Source organism: Marinobacter azerbaijanicus (assembly GCF_030250645.1).
Taxonomy (GTDB): Bacteria; Pseudomonadota; Gammaproteobacteria; order Pseudomonadales; family Oleiphilaceae; genus Marinobacter; species Marinobacter azerbaijanicus.
The window spans coordinates 133703-149519 of sequence record NZ_JASSVS010000006.1; the positions used below are offsets into that span (position 1 = coordinate 133703).

14 protein-coding genes are annotated in these 15817 nt (G+C 58.4%); 2 read left to right on the forward strand and 12 right to left on the reverse strand.

Annotated elements, in window-relative coordinates:
* Positions 1 to 10 precede the first annotated feature (10 nt).
* Complete coding sequence (cmoB, locus tag QPM17_RS13215; protein WP_285391257.1) at positions 11 to 1006, forward strand: tRNA 5-methoxyuridine(34)/uridine 5-oxyacetic acid(34) synthase CmoB; 996 nt, start codon at positions 11 to 13, stop codon at positions 1004 to 1006.
* A 25-nt stretch (positions 1007 to 1031) separates the two neighbouring features.
* On the opposite strand, the gene QPM17_RS13220 is transcribed toward cmoB, so the two are convergent.
* From QPM17_RS13220 to QPM17_RS13270, 11 genes are all read right to left on the reverse strand, one after another.
* Entirely contained in the window at positions 1032 to 2327 is a 1296-nt protein-coding gene (locus QPM17_RS13220) for an adenylosuccinate synthase (protein ID WP_285391258.1), read from the reverse strand.
* 83 nt (positions 2328 to 2410) lie between these two features.
* Positions 2411 to 3592, reverse strand: coding sequence for an ATP phosphoribosyltransferase regulatory subunit (locus tag QPM17_RS13225; RefSeq protein WP_285391259.1), 1182 nt, complete (start codon positions 3590 to 3592; stop codon positions 2411 to 2413).
* A 183-nt stretch (positions 3593 to 3775) separates the two neighbouring features.
* Complete coding sequence (gene hflC, locus QPM17_RS13230; protein ID WP_285391260.1) at positions 3776 to 4651, reverse strand: protease modulator HflC; 876 nt, start codon at positions 4649 to 4651, stop codon at positions 3776 to 3778.
* 1 nt (position 4652) lies between these two features.
* Positions 4653 to 5852 (reverse strand): FtsH protease activity modulator HflK, encoded by a 1200-nt coding sequence (gene hflK / locus QPM17_RS13235; protein ID WP_285391261.1) that lies wholly within the window; start codon positions 5850 to 5852, stop codon positions 4653 to 4655.
* Between the two features lie 78 nt (positions 5853 to 5930).
* Positions 5931 to 7229, reverse strand: a complete 1299-nt coding sequence (gene hflX, locus QPM17_RS13240; protein ID WP_285391262.1) for a ribosome rescue GTPase HflX — start codon at positions 7227 to 7229, stop codon at positions 5931 to 5933.
* Positions 7230 to 7348: 119 nt separating this feature from the next.
* Positions 7349 to 7597, reverse strand: coding sequence for an RNA chaperone Hfq (hfq, locus tag QPM17_RS13245; RefSeq protein ID WP_007154829.1), 249 nt, complete (start codon positions 7595 to 7597; stop codon positions 7349 to 7351).
* Positions 7598 to 7637: 40 nt separating this feature from the next.
* The gene (gene miaA, locus QPM17_RS13250) at positions 7638 to 8681 is read right to left on the reverse strand and encodes a tRNA (adenosine(37)-N6)-dimethylallyltransferase MiaA (RefSeq protein ID WP_285391263.1); all 1044 of its coding nucleotides are present in this window, start codon (positions 8679 to 8681) and stop codon (positions 7638 to 7640) included.
* Positions 8682 to 8688: 7 nt separating this feature from the next.
* A complete protein-coding gene (mutL, locus tag QPM17_RS13255; protein WP_285391264.1) occupies positions 8689 to 10596 on the reverse strand; it encodes a DNA mismatch repair endonuclease MutL in 1908 nt (635 codons plus the stop codon).
* A gap of 19 nt (positions 10597 to 10615) precedes the next feature.
* Entirely contained in the window at positions 10616 to 11968 is a 1353-nt protein-coding gene (locus QPM17_RS13260) for an N-acetylmuramoyl-L-alanine amidase (RefSeq protein ID WP_285391265.1), read from the reverse strand.
* A gap of 34 nt (positions 11969 to 12002) precedes the next feature.
* On the reverse strand, positions 12003 to 12509 hold the full coding sequence (tsaE, locus tag QPM17_RS13265; protein WP_285391266.1) for a tRNA (adenosine(37)-N6)-threonylcarbamoyltransferase complex ATPase subunit type 1 TsaE: 507 nt from the start codon (positions 12507 to 12509) through the stop codon (positions 12003 to 12005).
* On the reverse strand, positions 12509 to 14074 hold the full coding sequence (locus QPM17_RS13270) for an NAD(P)H-hydrate dehydratase (RefSeq protein WP_285391267.1): 1566 nt from the start codon (positions 14072 to 14074) through the stop codon (positions 12509 to 12511). The genes tsaE and QPM17_RS13270 overlap by 1 nt, the downstream gene beginning before the upstream one ends.
* 119 nt (positions 14075 to 14193) lie before the next feature.
* Here QPM17_RS13270 and queG point away from each other — a divergent pair, with 119 nt between their 5' ends.
* Positions 14194 to 15258, forward strand: coding sequence for a tRNA epoxyqueuosine(34) reductase QueG (gene queG / locus QPM17_RS13275; RefSeq protein WP_285391268.1), 1065 nt, complete (start codon positions 14194 to 14196; stop codon positions 15256 to 15258).
* Here the strand turns inward: queG and orn are convergent.
* Positions 15253 to 15795, reverse strand: a complete 543-nt coding sequence (orn, locus tag QPM17_RS13280) for an oligoribonuclease (RefSeq protein WP_285391269.1) — start codon at positions 15793 to 15795, stop codon at positions 15253 to 15255. The two genes, queG and orn, sit on opposite strands and share 6 nt — an antisense overlap.
* Positions 15796 to 15817 lie beyond the last annotated feature (22 nt).

Below are 15817 nucleotides of genomic sequence, written 5' to 3' on the forward strand. Positions count from 1 at the left end.
CGGAGCTTTCATGACGACCTTCGACTGGCAGCGGTGTTTTTCCCCGCTGTTTGATGATCTTGACAGCCGTGGCCTGGAGCATTGGCGGCACCTGCTGCAGCAACAGCTCCACAGGCGCTTTGACGAGAACCCCCACGGTGATATCGCCCGCTGGCTGGAGGCGCTGAACACCCTGCCTGACATCCCGGACGCCGAGGCGGACCTGAACCGCTCTGCCATTACCCTTACGGCCCGGCAGCCTCTTTCCGCCACTACAGCCTCGCAACTTGAAGAGGGGCTGCGGGGGCTGATGCCCTGGCGCAAGGGGCCGTTTGATTTTTTTGGCACCTATATTGATACCGAATGGCGTTCGGACTGGAAATGGGACCGGGTATCGCCCTACCTTTCAGATCTGAGCGGCCGTCAGATCCTGGATGTGGGTTGCGGTTCCGGCTATCACTGCTGGCGCATGCTGGGAGAAGGCGCCGGTCGCGTGGTTGGTATCGATCCCGGACTGCTGTTCCTGTTCCAGTTCCTGAGCGTTAAACGGTACGTGGGTGCGGAGTACCGTGTTGACCTGCTGCCGGTGCGCATGGAAGACCTTCCGGCAAAACTGGAGGCCTTCGACACCACCTTCTCCATGGGCGTGCTCTACCACCGCCGCTCACCGCTGGATCACCTTCTTGAACTGAAAGACACGCTTCGGCCGGGGGGCGAGCTGGTGCTGGAAACCTTGATTGCGGACGGGCCGGAAGGCTACAGCCTGATGCCGGAAGATCGCTATGGCCGGATGCGGAACGTATGGTTTCTGCCCAGTTGCGACACCCTGCTGCGCTGGTTGGACCGGACCGGGTTTCGTAACGCCCGCGTGGTGGACGTAACCGAAACCACCATCGAAGAACAGCGGAGCACTGACTGGATGCGCTTTCAGTCGTTGCAGGACTTTCTGGACCCGGACGACCCCGGGAAAACCATCGAAGGCTATCCGGGGCCGACGCGGGCAACGGTTATCGCCGACAAACCATAGGGCCGTCGGCGACAGCCGTCAGTGATTACTCACCAAAGGGGTGGCGGAGGACGATGGTTTCAACCCGATCAGGGCCGGTGGAAATGATATCGATAGGTGCTTCGATCTGCTCTTCCAGGAAGCGAATATAGGCCTTGGCATTCTCCGGCAATTGATCCAGGCCAGTCAGCCCGACGGTGCTTTCCTGCCAGCCCGGCATCTCCGCAAACACCGGCTCAATATCCTTGTAGGTGTCACAACCAATGGGCGGACGGGTTATTTCGCCATTGGGCGTTTTGTAACCGATACACACCTTGACGGTGTCCATGCCGTCCAGCACATCAAGCTTGGTCAGACAGATACCGGAAACACTGTTAATCTGGATGGCATGACGCAGCGCCACGGCATCAAACCAGCCACAACGGCGGGAACGGCCTGTCGTGGTGCCAATCTCATTGCCTTTAACCGCCAGATGCTGGCCCATATCATCGAACAGCTCGGTCGGGAAGGGACCGGAGCCAACGCGGGTGGTGTAAGCCTTGGTGATACCCAGGACATAATCCAGAAACAACGGCCCGAAACCGGTACCCGTGGCGGTGCCGCCCGCCGTGGTGTTTGAGGAGGTAACGAAGGGATAGGTACCCAGGTCAATATCCAGCAACGAGCCCTGTGCGCCCTCGAACAGAATGGGCTCGCCGCGCTTGCGCAGATCGTGAAGAATATCCGTCACATCGGCAGACATCGGCCATATTTCCTTGCCCATGGCCATCAGTTCGTCGAACGCCTGATCAATGTCTTCCGGCTCTTCGCGGAAATACTCGGTCAGCACAAAATTGTGGTAGGACATGATTTCCTGAAGCTTCTCTTTGAAACTTGCAGGGTCGCACAGGTCACCAACGCGAAGCCCACGGCGGGAGACCTTGTCTTCATAGGCCGGCCCAATACCACGGCCGGTGGTACCGATCTTGTCGACACCGCGGGCGCGCTCACGTGCCTGGTCAATACGCACGTGGGTCTTGAGGATGATGGGGCAGGCCAGACTGATCCTGAGCCGGTCGCGTACGGCAACCCCATTACCTTCAAGCTCTCTGACTTCTTTCAGCAGTGCTTCCGGAGAGAGCACTACACCGTTGCCGATGAGACACTGGACATCCTTGCGGAGAATGCCGGAGGGGATCAGGTGAAGGGCGGTTTTCTTACCTTCAATGACCAGGGTATGGCCAGCGTTGTGGCCACCCTGAAAACGTACCACGGCAGCGACCTTGTCAGTCAGAAGATCAACAATCTTGCCCTTTCCTTCGTCACCCCATTGGGTGCCCAGCACTACAACGTTTTTACCCATGACTCTCTCTCAATGCGGCTTCGCCGGTCGACGGAATAACCGCAGATTTACCTGTAAATGAGTAGCCTGATACCTGTCGGCTATCAGCCCAACTGCTCCACGACCCACTGGCCGTCGCGCTTTACCAGAATCCGGTCGCAATTTCGGGACCGAGGATCAATGCCTTCGTCTTCAGGCAGCGCCCTGACAACGGTCTCGGTCATCCGCAATCCGGAGATAACGCCGCCAAGGGCGGGGTCTTCCTCAGCCGGCGCCCAGATCGCTTTGGCGGCCGGCCTGGGTCGCTGCCCGAGAGACACCAGGGCACGGATATCCAGACTGAATCCGGTGGCCGGGCGTGCCCGGCCAAAGTCACTGCCGATGGCGTCGTACCGGCCACCCTTGGCAACCGCGTCGCCATGTCCCGGCACATAGGCCGCGAAAACAAGCCCGGTATGGTAGTTGTATCCACGAAGTTCGCAGAAGTCGAAACCGAAGCTCACCTCCGGGTAGTTTGCGGCCAGCATTCCAGCCACCCGCTCCAGCTGTTCAAGTGCGCGCACGAGTGGCCTTGGTGCCCCCTCTAGAATGCGCCTGGCTTCCACCAGAGCTTCCCTTCCGCCACTGACTCGCGCCAGCTCCCTGAGCATCGCTCCGGAGGATCCCGGAGGGCAGTCTCCCAGCAGTTGATCCAGCTCCGGGACCGATTTTCGCGCCATGGCATCGAAAATCGCTGCGCCCGTCTCACGATCAAACCCGGCTTCACCCACCAGAGTTTCATAGATGGCCACATGGGCCAGATCCAGGTGGATTCGCGGTAAACCGGACACTCTCAGTGTTTCCAGCATCAGACTGATCACTTCCATATCCGCCGATTCGGAAGCGCTGCCAAAAAGCTCGCAACCTGCCTGGATCGGCGTGCGACCGGTCAACATATGTCGCGGCCGGGTGTGCAGGACATGGCCGGCGTAACAGAGCCGGGTAATGCCTTCCTGGCCGAGTGTGTGGGCATCAATGCGTGCTGCCTGGGGTGTCATGTCTGCCCGCAAACCCATCATCCGGCCGGTCAGCTGGTCGGTCAGTTTGAAGGTCTGAAGCTCCAGATCATGCCCGGTGCCGGTGAACAGCGACTCCAGGTATTCAATCAATGGAGGGATAACCAGCTGGTAACCCCAGTGCTGGCACGTATCCATTACATCCCGGCGCAGGGATTCAATCTGTCCAGCCAGTGGCGGGAGGATGTCTTCCACGCCATCCGGCAGCAGCCAGCGATCAGATACTGTCATGAGATTCGGTTGTCCGTTCTGCCCCGGGGCAAAAACTTGAGCCGCGGGAGTGCACAGGATTTAGGGCGATGTTCGGTACCAGATAAAAACCCGAACCAAAACCGGCAGAATTTTACACTGTTGGCAGGCACAAAAAAACCGGAATACCGAGGTATTCCGGTTTTGTCAGTCTGACGCCGACGGTTAACGAGCGCCCTGGGGGTCCTTGAGGAATCTCAGGAAGTCGCTGTCAGTGTCGATGATCATGATGTCATCTTCGTTCGCGAAGGTCTTCTGATAGGCTTCAAGACTGCGATAGAAACTATAGAACTCGCTGTTAGAGCCATAGGCGTCAGCGTAGATCTGGGCTGCTCCTGCATCGCCCTCACCGCGCATTTCTTCTGCCTTGGCAAAGGCTTCCGCCAGGATAACCGTTCTCTGCCGATCAGCGTCAGCCCGGATACCCTCCGCCAGCTCGCGACCACGGGAACGGAATTCCTGTGCCAGCTTTTCACGTTCGGTTGCCATGCGGCGGAAAACATTCTGGCTGACCTGGCCGGGGAATTCGATCGCCTTGACGCGAATATCCACCACCTGGATGCCAAATTCCTTCTGTGCCGTTTCATTCACCCGTTCGGTTAGCGTAATCATCAATTCGTCACGCTGACCGGAAACCACCTCAACCATGGTGCGCACACCGAATTCATCGCGCAGGCCGTTATCGACCCGGGACATCAACAGCTCGGATGCCCGGTACTCATCGCCACCAGTGGCGCGATAGAACTGGTCCACATCCTGAATTTTCCAGGCGATGTACGAATCCACGTCAAGCGGCTTCTTCTCGATGGTCAGGTACTGGCGCGACGGCAGGTCGGTTGTCAGCAACCGGACATCGAACTCCCTGACCTGATCAATGACAGGCACCTTGAAGTGAAGCCCGGCTTCAATGTCGGTTTCGATCAACTCACCAAACCGCAGCAACACACCACGGTGGGTTTCCGGAATGATGTATACGCTGGACAGCGTCACGAGCACTATGATCAGGGCGCCAGCAAGGCCTACTATGCTTTTGGATCCCATATTATCTACTCCTCCGAACGCCAGTATCCTGCCTGCCACGCAGTTCCTGAATTACCTGGTCTGACAGGGTCTTGATGTCGACGTCTCCGCTGCCAGAGCTTCCGGAGCTGCTCTGATTGCCAGCGCCTGCGCCAGAGCGATTCGTCAGCCTGTCCAGGGGCAGATACATCATGTTGTCGCTGCTTTGCGTGTCCACCAGCACTTTACTGGTCCTGGACAGCACGCCTTCAAGTGCCTGGATGTACATGCGCTCACGGGTGACTTCCGGTGCGTTCTCGTACACACCAAGCACCGCCAGGAAGCGTGAGGTTTCACCACGTGCCCTCTCGATTACCTCTTCCTTATAGGCAGAGGCCTCTTCGGTCAAGCGCTGAGCCCGGCCGCGAGCCTCCGGAACCACTTTGTTACGGTAGGTTTCGGCTTCTTCCTTGAGCTGTTGCTCATCTTCTCGGGCGCGCTGCACTTCCCGGAAAGCATCCTGTACCGCATCCGGCGGCTGGGTGCTCTCAACGTTGACACGGACGATTGACAGACCTGTGCCATAATCCTCCAGGAAGGTCTGAAGACGCTGTTCGACACGCACGGCCAGCTCTGCACGCCCTTCAGTCAGAACATCGTCCAACGTCGAACTGCCAACTTCGTGGCGCAGGGCGCTGTCGGTCGCATATGCCAGCGCCTGATTGGAATCACGGACATTCAGCACATAGGCCCTGGCGTCGCCAACGCGGTACTGAACCTGCAGGTCCACAGATACAAGATTCTCGTCCTGTGTCAGCATCTGCCCCGTGGATTCCGCATTCCGCACGCTGGTGACTCTCACCAACCGAACGCTATCAATCAACGGAACCTTGAACCGCAGGCCAGGAGGTTCTGTGCGGCTGAATTCGCCAAAGCGCAGAACAACCGCACGCTCCTGTTCGTCCACTGTGTAAAAAGACTGAAAAACGACGTACCCGACAAAAATGATTGCCGCCAGGGCAAGAATTGCCCCGAATCCGCCGGCGCTGCCGCCACCGGAGGGAGAGCCGCCACTACCACCTGACTTGTTGCCCTTGCCACCGAGCAACTTGTTGAGCTTGTCGAGGCCCTTTTTCAGCGCTTCGTCCAAGTCTGGTGGACCCTGATCTTTGCCACCACGACCGCCACCGGTTCCCCAGGGGTCATTGTCGTTGCGGTTTCCACCCGGTTCATTCCAGGCCATAGTTTTCTCCGTTCCAAACGAGTCGAATGGCTGCAAATACTAGGGATTTATAAGCTCCCCGGCAATAGCACAGCCTGTCTATGTACGTTGATCGTCGAGTCTTACGTCTTTTTCGCGCACGCCGGCGCGGCTGAGGAGCTGTAACCAGTCCCGGTGCTGCAGGCGAACCTCCAGTACCGAATCCCCGCTATCACGGTGATTTTCGGACACCACGGACCCGGCCTGGTGCAGCAGTGCCCGCAGCTTTCCATCCGCTGGCCCCAGCAGCACGAACTGATGAATTACATCTTCCGCCAGGCGCTCCACAATGGAATCGAACAGGCCATCAAGCCCTTCGCCGGTAACAGCGGACACCCAGGCGCGAACCGGTACGCCATCTTCGTTGCGCTCTATTCGCGGCTGAAAATTATCCAGAAGATCAATCTTGTTGAAAACCTGCAGTACCGGAATCTCGTCGGCACCGATTTCCGCCAGCACCTCTTCAACCTGCTCCATGTTCTCTTCCCGCCGATGATCGTGGCAGTCGATTATGTGAAGCAGGAGGGAGGCCTCCGTGGTTTCCTCAAGGGTGGCACGGAAAGCCTCTACCAGCTTATGGGGGAGGTGGCGGATAAATCCCACGGTGTCCGCCATTACGACCGGCCCGATATCAGGAAGTTCCAGCCGTCTCAGGGTCGGGTCAAGGGTCGCAAACAGCTGATTGGCCGCGTACACAGTGGACGTTGTGATGCGATTGAACAGCGTGGATTTGCCAGCATTGGTGTAACCCACCAGGGAAACCGTTGGAATATCCGCACGCTTGCGGGCGCGACGCCCCTGGTTGCGCTGCTTACGGACTTTATCAAGCCGACGGTGAATGGACTTGATGCGCTCCCTCAGCAACCGCCGGTCGGTCTCCAACTGGGTTTCACCCGGGCCCCGAAGGCCGATGCCGCCCTTCTGCCGCTCCAGGTGGGTCCACCCCCGGACCAGGCGCGTGGACATATGTTCCAACTGGGCCAGCTCCACCTGAAGTTTACCTTCATGGGTGCGGGCCCGCTGGGCAAAAATATCGAGAATGACACCGGTACGATCCAGCACGCGACATTGGAGCTCGCGCTCGATGTTACGTTCCTGGCTGGGGCTGAGTGCGTGGTTGAAAAGCACCACATCGGCTTCGTTCGCGGTTACCGCATCGCGGATTTCTTCCAGCTTACCCTCGCCAACAAAAAATCTCGGACTCGGCTGCTTGCGCGAGCCGGTCACAACCCCCACCGGCTCTACTCCGGCGGACCAGACCAGCTCACGGAACTCATCCAGATCCTCGGATTCTTCGTGGGAGGAAAACTCAATATGAACGAGAATTGCCCGTTCACCAACGTCTGGACGTTCAAACAAGTAGCAAAAACTCCGAATCAGTCAGGCCAGGCCTGTCATCAAAACAAACACCCGCGGCCCTGGAAACCTTATCAGTTTCTTCGGGAGCGCGGGTGGCAACGCCGGAATAACCGGGTAAATCAGTCTTCAGACTCTTCTCCGCCCGGAGCCTGTGGCGGGATACGAACATTCCGCGCGGGCACCACTGTGGAAATAGCATGCTTGTAGACCATCTGGCTGACAGTATTTTTCAGCAAAATCACGAACTGGTCGAAAGACTCAATCTGGCCCTGAAGCTTGATGCCATTGACCAGAAAGATAGAAACCGGAATGCGTTCCTTGCGCAATGCATTAAGGTAAGGGTCTTGTAGAGAGTGCCCTTTTGACATGTGTTTTCTCCTGTTTATAAGTAAAGGCAGATCGTCATTTTCAAAGTTTAAATGTGGTGCGAAATTCAATAATTTTCAAGGCAGTGTCTGACATAAGTTTGTTTTCACTGTCCAGCCAGTCCAAACCGGACCATTTTCGCAACCAGGTCAGCTGTCGCTTGGCAAGCTGCCGGGTAGCAGCAGTTCCCTTCTCGACCATGGTGGTGTAATCATAATCACCAGCCAGATAGGACCATGCCTGACGATACCCGACACAACGCATGGAAGGCAGGCCGGGGTGCAAGTCGCCTCTGGCCATCAGCGCCCTGACCTCATCAAGAAAACCAGCATCCAGCATTACCTGAAAACGGCGGTTGATTCTGTCGTGGAGCGTTCGCCTCTCGGCCGGAGCCATCGCTAGCTGCACTACAGTATACGGAAGAGACGGCGTTTCGTCTGCCTGCCATTGAGTGAAATAGGTGTAATCCTCAATACCTTCTCCATTCTCATCGCCGCGCGCATTCTCCCGACCGGATCTGTTCTCCCAGATCGAAGATATCGGCCGGCCGGTCAGACGAATCACCTCAAGTGCCCGGACCAGCCGCTGTCGGTTGTTCTGGTGAATCAGCCCGGCCGCTACCGGGTCCCGCTGCTCCAGCTCCTGATAAAGGGCGCCCCACCCTCTCTCCCGGGCCTCCTGCTCCAGCGCCTGCCGAATGTCGGGGTCAGCGGAAGGCAGGTCAGACATCCCATGCAGCAACGCCTTGAAATACATCATGGTGCCCCCCACCAGCAACGGGATCCGGCCCGCCGAGGTAATCTGCGCCATTTCATCAAGGGCATCACGGCGAAAGTCCGCCGCAGAGTACGTTTCTGCCGGGTCACAGATATCAATCAGCCGGTGAGGTGCCTGGGCAAGCTCTTCCCTGGACGGTTTTGCCGTGCCGATATCCATGCCCCGGTATATCATCGCAGAATCCACGCTGATGATCTCACAGGGAAGACGACGACAGAGTTCAATGGCCAGATCGGTCTTGCCGGAGGCCGTTGGTCCCATCAGGCATATGGCAGGAGGCCTGGCTCCGTGCAGCGGGGTTGCACTCATAAAGGCCCTAACGCCCCCGCAGGAACAGCTTGTCCAGCTCGGACAGTGTGACCACGGTCCAGGTTGGCCGGCCGTGGTTACACTGGCCACTGCGCTCAGTGGCCTCCATATCACGCAACAGGGTGTTCATTTCCGGAATAGTCAGTTGCCGGTTGGCGCGTACCGAACCATGACAGGCCATGGTGCCAAGCAGTTCGTGGGTGACTGCCTCCACGCGGTCACTTTCACCGTTTTCAATCAGATCCGACAGCACATCCCTGACCAGCTGCTCGGCATCCGCGCCCCGCAGCAGGGCTGGAACCTGCCGCACAGCTATGGTTTCAGGGCCGATCCTTTCCACTCTCAACCCCAACTGCAGCAGCTCTTCACCATGGGTTTCAGCCAAAGCAGCCTCTTTCTGGCTGACCGCAAGGGAAACCGGCACCAGAAGTGGCTGGCTTTTGAGATCCTGGGCTTCCAGCGCACGCTTCATGCGTTCGTAGGTGATGCGCTCGTGGGCCGCGTGCATATCCACCACAATCATGCCCTGGCGACTCTGGGCAAGGATGTAAATCCCGTGCAGCTGGGCGATGGCAAAACCCAGAGGCGGCTCGTCGCCACTATCCTGGGGCGGCGTGGGAGATGCAACTGCCAACTCTCCTGTTTCAGCCATGGCTGGCTGACCATTCACACCACCACCCTCATTCAGGGACTGATAGAAGGCCATCTGGTCACGGGCCTGCCATTCGTGCTGCGGCGGCTGCGGACTACCGGAAAACCCGGCTGGCTGCTGGCCACCAGCGGCGGCAAAAGACTCGGGAGCCGGATGGTGGCTCACCCCGGGCATGGCTGACTGGGCGCCGTACCGGTCGGATACGCCAGCCGCCTCACGCCCATGGGACTGGGCCACGGCGCCCCTCAGGTGGTCATCCGGCCGCACATCCGCCAATGCCTTGTGGAGAGTGCGGAAAATAAAATCGTGAACCAGGCGACCATCGCGAAAACGCACCTCGTGTTTGGTGGGGTGCACGTTGACATCGACATTCGACGGATCAACCTCCAGGTACAGCACGAAAGCCGGGTGGCGGTTGTTGTAGAGCACATCACGGTAGGCTTGGCGCACCGCATGGGCCACCAGCCGGTCACGGATCACCCGGCCATTGACGAAAAAGTACTGCAGGTCCGCCTGGCTGCGGGAAAAGGTGGGCAGCGCCACCCAGCCCCAGAGCTTAAGCCCTGTCGCCTCGGCATCGATCACTACGGAATTGTCGATGAACTGCTGCCCGCACAGGGAACCGATTCGCCGTTCACGGTCCAGTGGGTTCTCTGCCGGACGCAGGCTCTGGACCACGCGCTGGTTATGGCGAAGTGTAAACCCGGTATCGAAGCGGCTCAGAGCCTGCCGTCGTACACATTCGTCCACGTGATTGAATTCGGTTTTTTCTGTACGGAGAAATTTTCGACGGGCGGGCGTATTAAAAAACAGGTCCCGCACCTCGACCGTTGTGCCCACCGGATGGGCCGCTGGCAAGATGGTGGCATCCATGTCGCGCCCTTCCACTTCCACCTTCGAGGCCGCTTCCTGGCTTTCGGTCCGTGAGGTTAACGCAAGCCGGGAGACCGAACTGATACTCGCCAGGGCCTCACCGCGGAAACCGAGTGACGCTACCGCTTCAAGATCGTCAAGATTCGCAATCTTGCTGGTGGCGTGGCGGCTGAGGGCCAGGGGAAGATCCGCCTCGTCGATGCCGCTGCCGTCATCACGAATCCGGATGAGTTTGACACCCCCCTGTTCAATCTCGATATCAACCCGCCGGGCGCCGGCGTCGAGCGCGTTTTCAATCAGTTCCTTGACGACCGAAGCCGGACGCTCAACCACCTCGCCGGCAGCAATCTGGTTTGCCAGGCGTGGAGTCAGTAATCGAATGGAGGGCATGTTACCGGGACACCTCGTTTCAGGATGCGGGAATACGAATGGTTTGCCCTACCATAACACGGTCATCATTGAGGTCGTTATACTGCATCAGTTCACTGACGCTTGTCTGGTTCTCGCGGGCCACGCCAGAAAGCGTATCGCCCCGACGAATCCGATACTGACTGACTGTGCCGCCGCCCTGCCCATTCTGCTTCTGCCACGCCAACAGGGTGCCTGGCGGCGGTGACTTCTGGAAATAGTCATCAATGCCCGCGAAAACCGCCCGGGAGATTTTTTCACGATACCAGGAGCTTGACAGATTCTGTTCTTCTTTCGGGTTCGATATAAAGCCGGCCTCAACCAGTATGGAGGGAATATCCGGCGATTTCAGCACGGCAAACGCAGCCTGCTCAACACCCTTCTTGTGGAGCTTGGCAACATTGCCAAGCCTGCCGAGAATGGAGTCGCCGACACCCAGGCTGGAATTGATGCTGGCCGTCATCGACAGATCCAGAAGAACACCCGCCAGCATTTCATCACGACCATCCAGTGACACGCCACCGGCGCCACCAATCAGGTCTGACCGGTTTTCGCTTTTGGCCAGCCAGCGGGCTGTTTCACTGGTGGCTCCCCGTTGCGACAGTGCAAACACCGATGCGCCACTGGGCTGGGGTGTACGGAACGCATCTGCATGGACAGACACAAACAGGTCGGCGTTATGCTTGCGAGCCAGCAGTGTCCGGCTGCGCAGATCAATATAGTAATCACCGGTGCGTGTCAGTTTGGCTGTATACCCCGGCCTGGCATCGACCAGGTCCGCCAGGGTCCTTGCCATTTTCAGCACGACATCTTTCTCACGGGTACCACGGGGGCCGATAGCGCCGGGATCCTCACCACCGTGACCGGCATCAATAACGACAACAATATCCCGCTTACCATTGCTGTTCTCGGTAACGGTTGGCTCGGCGGGTTTCCGGGACTTGAGACCACCCTCATCAATGAGATCCACCACCAACCGATGGCCATATTGCTGATTCGGCTCCAGCTGAAAACTCCGCGGTTTGATATCGCTCTTGAGGTCCAGAACGACCCGCAGATCACTGCCATTTCTGGGCGCACTGCGAATGCGGCGAACAGGGCTGCCCGACAGGTCCAGTTTTTCGAGGTCAGCCTTGAGGCGGGTATTTTTCAGATCGATCACCAGACGTGACGGCCCCGACAGGGCAAACACCTTGTGATCAACCTTGTTGCCGACATCAAGCACCAGACGCGTATGGTCCGGCGCCGGCCAGATCCGGGCGCTCTCGACAGTAACGCCCGCCATTGCTGCTAGCGGAAAGAGCAATGACCACGCCAGGCCCGCTACAAGAAACCATCTGGATAATGTTCTCATAATCATCCTGCACACCTGCATTGATCACACACGATTAATGTCCCTGTCCCTGACGCCACTGCTCACCAATACCGGCCAGCAATCGGCCACCACGGGTTGTTGATGCTGAGATCAGGGCACTGCGCCCGTCGCCACTTTTACCCAGTCGAATCAGCAGATCCGGCACGGGTAGTATGCCCTGGCCGCGTTCAGGCCACTCAATGACACACAGGCTCTCACCCTGGAAGTAATCCCGTATTCCCATGTATTCAAGCTCTTCCGGATCGCCAAGTCGGTAAAGATCAAAATGATAGGCCGGCGGAGTCAGGTGCTCATAGGGCTCAACGATGGTATAGGTCGGGCTCTTGACCGCGCCCTCGTGACCCAGGCCACGCATTATCCCCCGGCTCAGCGTCGTCTTTCCCATACCCAGGTCTCCCTCCAGGAAAACCACCGCGCCCTGACCGCTATCGCTCACCAGGCCTGCCAGTATCCTGCCCAGTTTTTCCGTATCCGACTCGGCCTTCAGGTGCAGCCTGAGCTCGCTCTCTGCAACATTCATTATTCTTCCACTGCCCCCTGTGCAGTCGGAGCCCCCCGCTCTGACTCCATCAGAACCTTCGACAGGGCATCAATGACATCCATCGGCAGCAGGCCCATATAGCCCCGGCTCACCGATGCCCGATCTGCCGCTGCCAGGTGGAGCGAAGCCGCTAACGAGGCCGACAGATGAGCATTTCCCAGCTGCCCATACAGACTGCCGAGTATTCCTGAGAGCACATCCCCCATGCCACCGGTTGCCATTCCCGGGTTACTGCCACTGACTATATCCGGCAGCGCCTCCCCCCAGGCGACAACCGTCCCGGCACCCTTGAGCAGGACCACGCCGCCAAACAGCTTGCGAAGCTGCTCTGCTGCGCCCACCCGGTCACTCTCAATCTCGTCCACCCTGCACTCCAGCAGACGCGCCGCTTCTCCCGGGTGCGGAGTGAGAATATGATTATCCGCCGGTTGCGCAACCCGCGATGCCATCAGGTTCAGTGCATCCGCATCAAGCACCCGCGGTTTTCCGCTGGCCACTACCTGCTGCAACATCTGCTGCCCCCAGGCACCCTGCCCAATGCCGGGGCCGCAAACAATTACGTCCGCTGCACTGATCAACGGTGGCAATTCCGAACCGTGAATCAACCCCTGAACCATGACCGATGGACAACGGGCCAGGGCGGGCGACACGTATTCCGGGCGCGTTGCCAGAGTCACCATGCCTGCCCCGGCTCTGGACGCCGCTTCCGCTGCCATCATGCCGGCCCCGCCAAACCCCCGATCGCCGGCAACGATCAACACGTGTCCGAAACGCCCCTTGTGGGCAACCCGAGGGCGCCGGGGTATCTCGGCCCGGAGGCCTGACCAGTCCACTCGTCGGGCCAGCGGGCGCTGCCCACTCTCCCGGGCCCAGTCGTCGGTACCCAGGGACTCAAACGCAACCTCCCCGGCGTATTCTGCGCCCTGAGCGGTAAACAGGCCTGCCTTGAGCCCGATAAACGTGACCGTTGCCGCAGCCCTGACCGCTTCCCCGGCCACAGTGCCGGTTGTAGCATTCAGCCCGGAGGGCAAATCTATAGCCAGTGTTGGTACAGTGGCGTCATTGCATCGGCGGATCATGTCTGCGAACGGCTCTCTCGGCGCACCAGTGACCCCGGTTCCCAGCATGGCGTCCACAATCAGCCCCGCACTGGCAAAATACTGGCCGACATCAGTGGCAGTTAGCTCCGCCAGCTCCTTCACGTTCACTCCATCCGCGACGGCTTTCTTCCAGGCCCTGCGGGCATCGCCGGACAGCTTCTCCGTGGGGGCAACAGCAAGGCAGCCCACCTCCAGACCATGACGTACCGCATTGGCAGCGACCAGATAGCCGTCGCCACCATTGTTGCCGGCTCCGCACAGCACCAGAATCCGTCCTGGTTCTGGCCAGTATCGCACCAGCCTCCGGAACGCGCTCGCAGCGGCAGACTGCATCAACTCAAATCCGTCGACCCCTTTTTGATCAATCACATAGCGATCAATCTCTCGCACTGCATCGGCGGAGTAGAGGTCTTCTGGTAAACTGTGACCACCAGACAGGGGCATGGAAGTCCGCTCCCGTTACAGAATTCGGATTAAGAAAAACGGCCAGATCTCTGTAAAGAATAGCAAAACAGTGGAAAAGGTCATAACTTAATCAAATTAAACTTCGTTACTGGCATTCAATGACCGATCCAACCGAACAAGAACTGGATTCTCTGCCCCGGCAGATCCGCACCTGGGCCCATGAACTGGGGTTCAATGACGCCGGTATCACCCTGCCGGATACCGGCGTTCACGGTGAGCGGCTCAAAAGCTGGCTGCGTGAAGGGCTTCACGGAGAAATGTCGTACATGGCAGACCATGGCGACAAACGCTATACCCCCACATCCCTGGTGGAGGGAACCCAGCGGGTTATTTCCGTTCGGCTGGATTACATGCCGGCACCGGACAACCCGGGGCAGGTACTCACTAACCGTGAGAAAGCCTATATCACACGCTATGCAGTGGGGCGGGACTACCACAAGCTGATGCGCAAGCGCCTGGCGACCCTGGCAAAGTGGATTGACGAAGCCGTGTCGGGATTCGACTACCGGGCATTCGTGGACAGCGCCCCGGTGCTCGAGCGCGCTCTGGCCCAGCGTGCCGGGTTAGGCTGGATCGGCAAGAACAACATGCTGATTCACCCGAAAGCCGGCTCATTCTTCTTTCTCGGTGAGATATTCACCAGCGCTCCGCTACCCGTTGATGAGCCTTTCGAGAAAGAACACTGTGGCACCTGCGCCGCCTGCCTGGATGTCTGCCCCACCGACGCCTTCGATGGCCCCCACAAGCTGGATGCCCGCAAATGCATCAGCTACCTCACCATTGAGCTGAAAGGCAGCATCCCGGAAGCGCTGAGATCGAAAATGGGTAACCGCGTCTTTGGCTGCGACGACTGCCAGCTGGTCTGCCCCTGGAACAAGTTCAGCAAGCCCACTGCCGAGAAGGATTTCCAGCCCCGCCATGGCCTGGATAACAGTGAACTGGCTACCCTGTTCCTGTGGACAGAAGAAGAATTTCTGAAACGTACCGAAGGTTCCGCCATCCGCCGTACCGGTTACGAAGGCTGGCTGCGGAACCTGGCCGTGGGACTGGGCAATGCACCTTCAACCATTCCAGTGATCGAAGCCCTCAAGCAGAGGGCGGACCACCCATCGGAAATGGTCCGGGAGCATGTGCATTGGGCCCTGCGCAGGCACGGTCTATAACTTGAAGAAGGTTTCCCGGTAGTGACGAAGCTCGTTGATGGAGTCCCGGATATCATCCAGGGCCAGATGAGTGCCCTTCTTCTCAACCCCGTCCAGGACATCCGGCCGCCAGCGCCGCGCCAGCTCCTTGATGGTACTTACATCCAGATTACGGTAGTGGAAGAAGGCTTCAAGCTCCGGCATATACTTCACCAGAAAGCGCCGGTCCTGGCCTATGCTATTACCACAAAGGGGTGACTGGCCGGGTTCGAGATAACGCTGAAGGAATTCCAGGGTTTTCTGTTCGGCATCAATCTCGCTGAACCTGCTGTCCTTGACCCTCTGGGTCAGCCCACTCTCGCCATGGGTTCGCGTGCACCACTCGTCCATTTCGCTGAGCAGCTTGTCGGACTGGTGCACGGCAATCACCGGCCCTTCTTCAATCGTGTTCAATTCAGAATCTGTAACAATGGTCGCAATCTCGATAATGCGTTCTTTTTCCGGGTCCAGCCCGGTCATTTCAAGGTCGATCCAGACAAGATAGTTGGCTTCTGGCATTCAATGGTCTCCAGCCTATAAC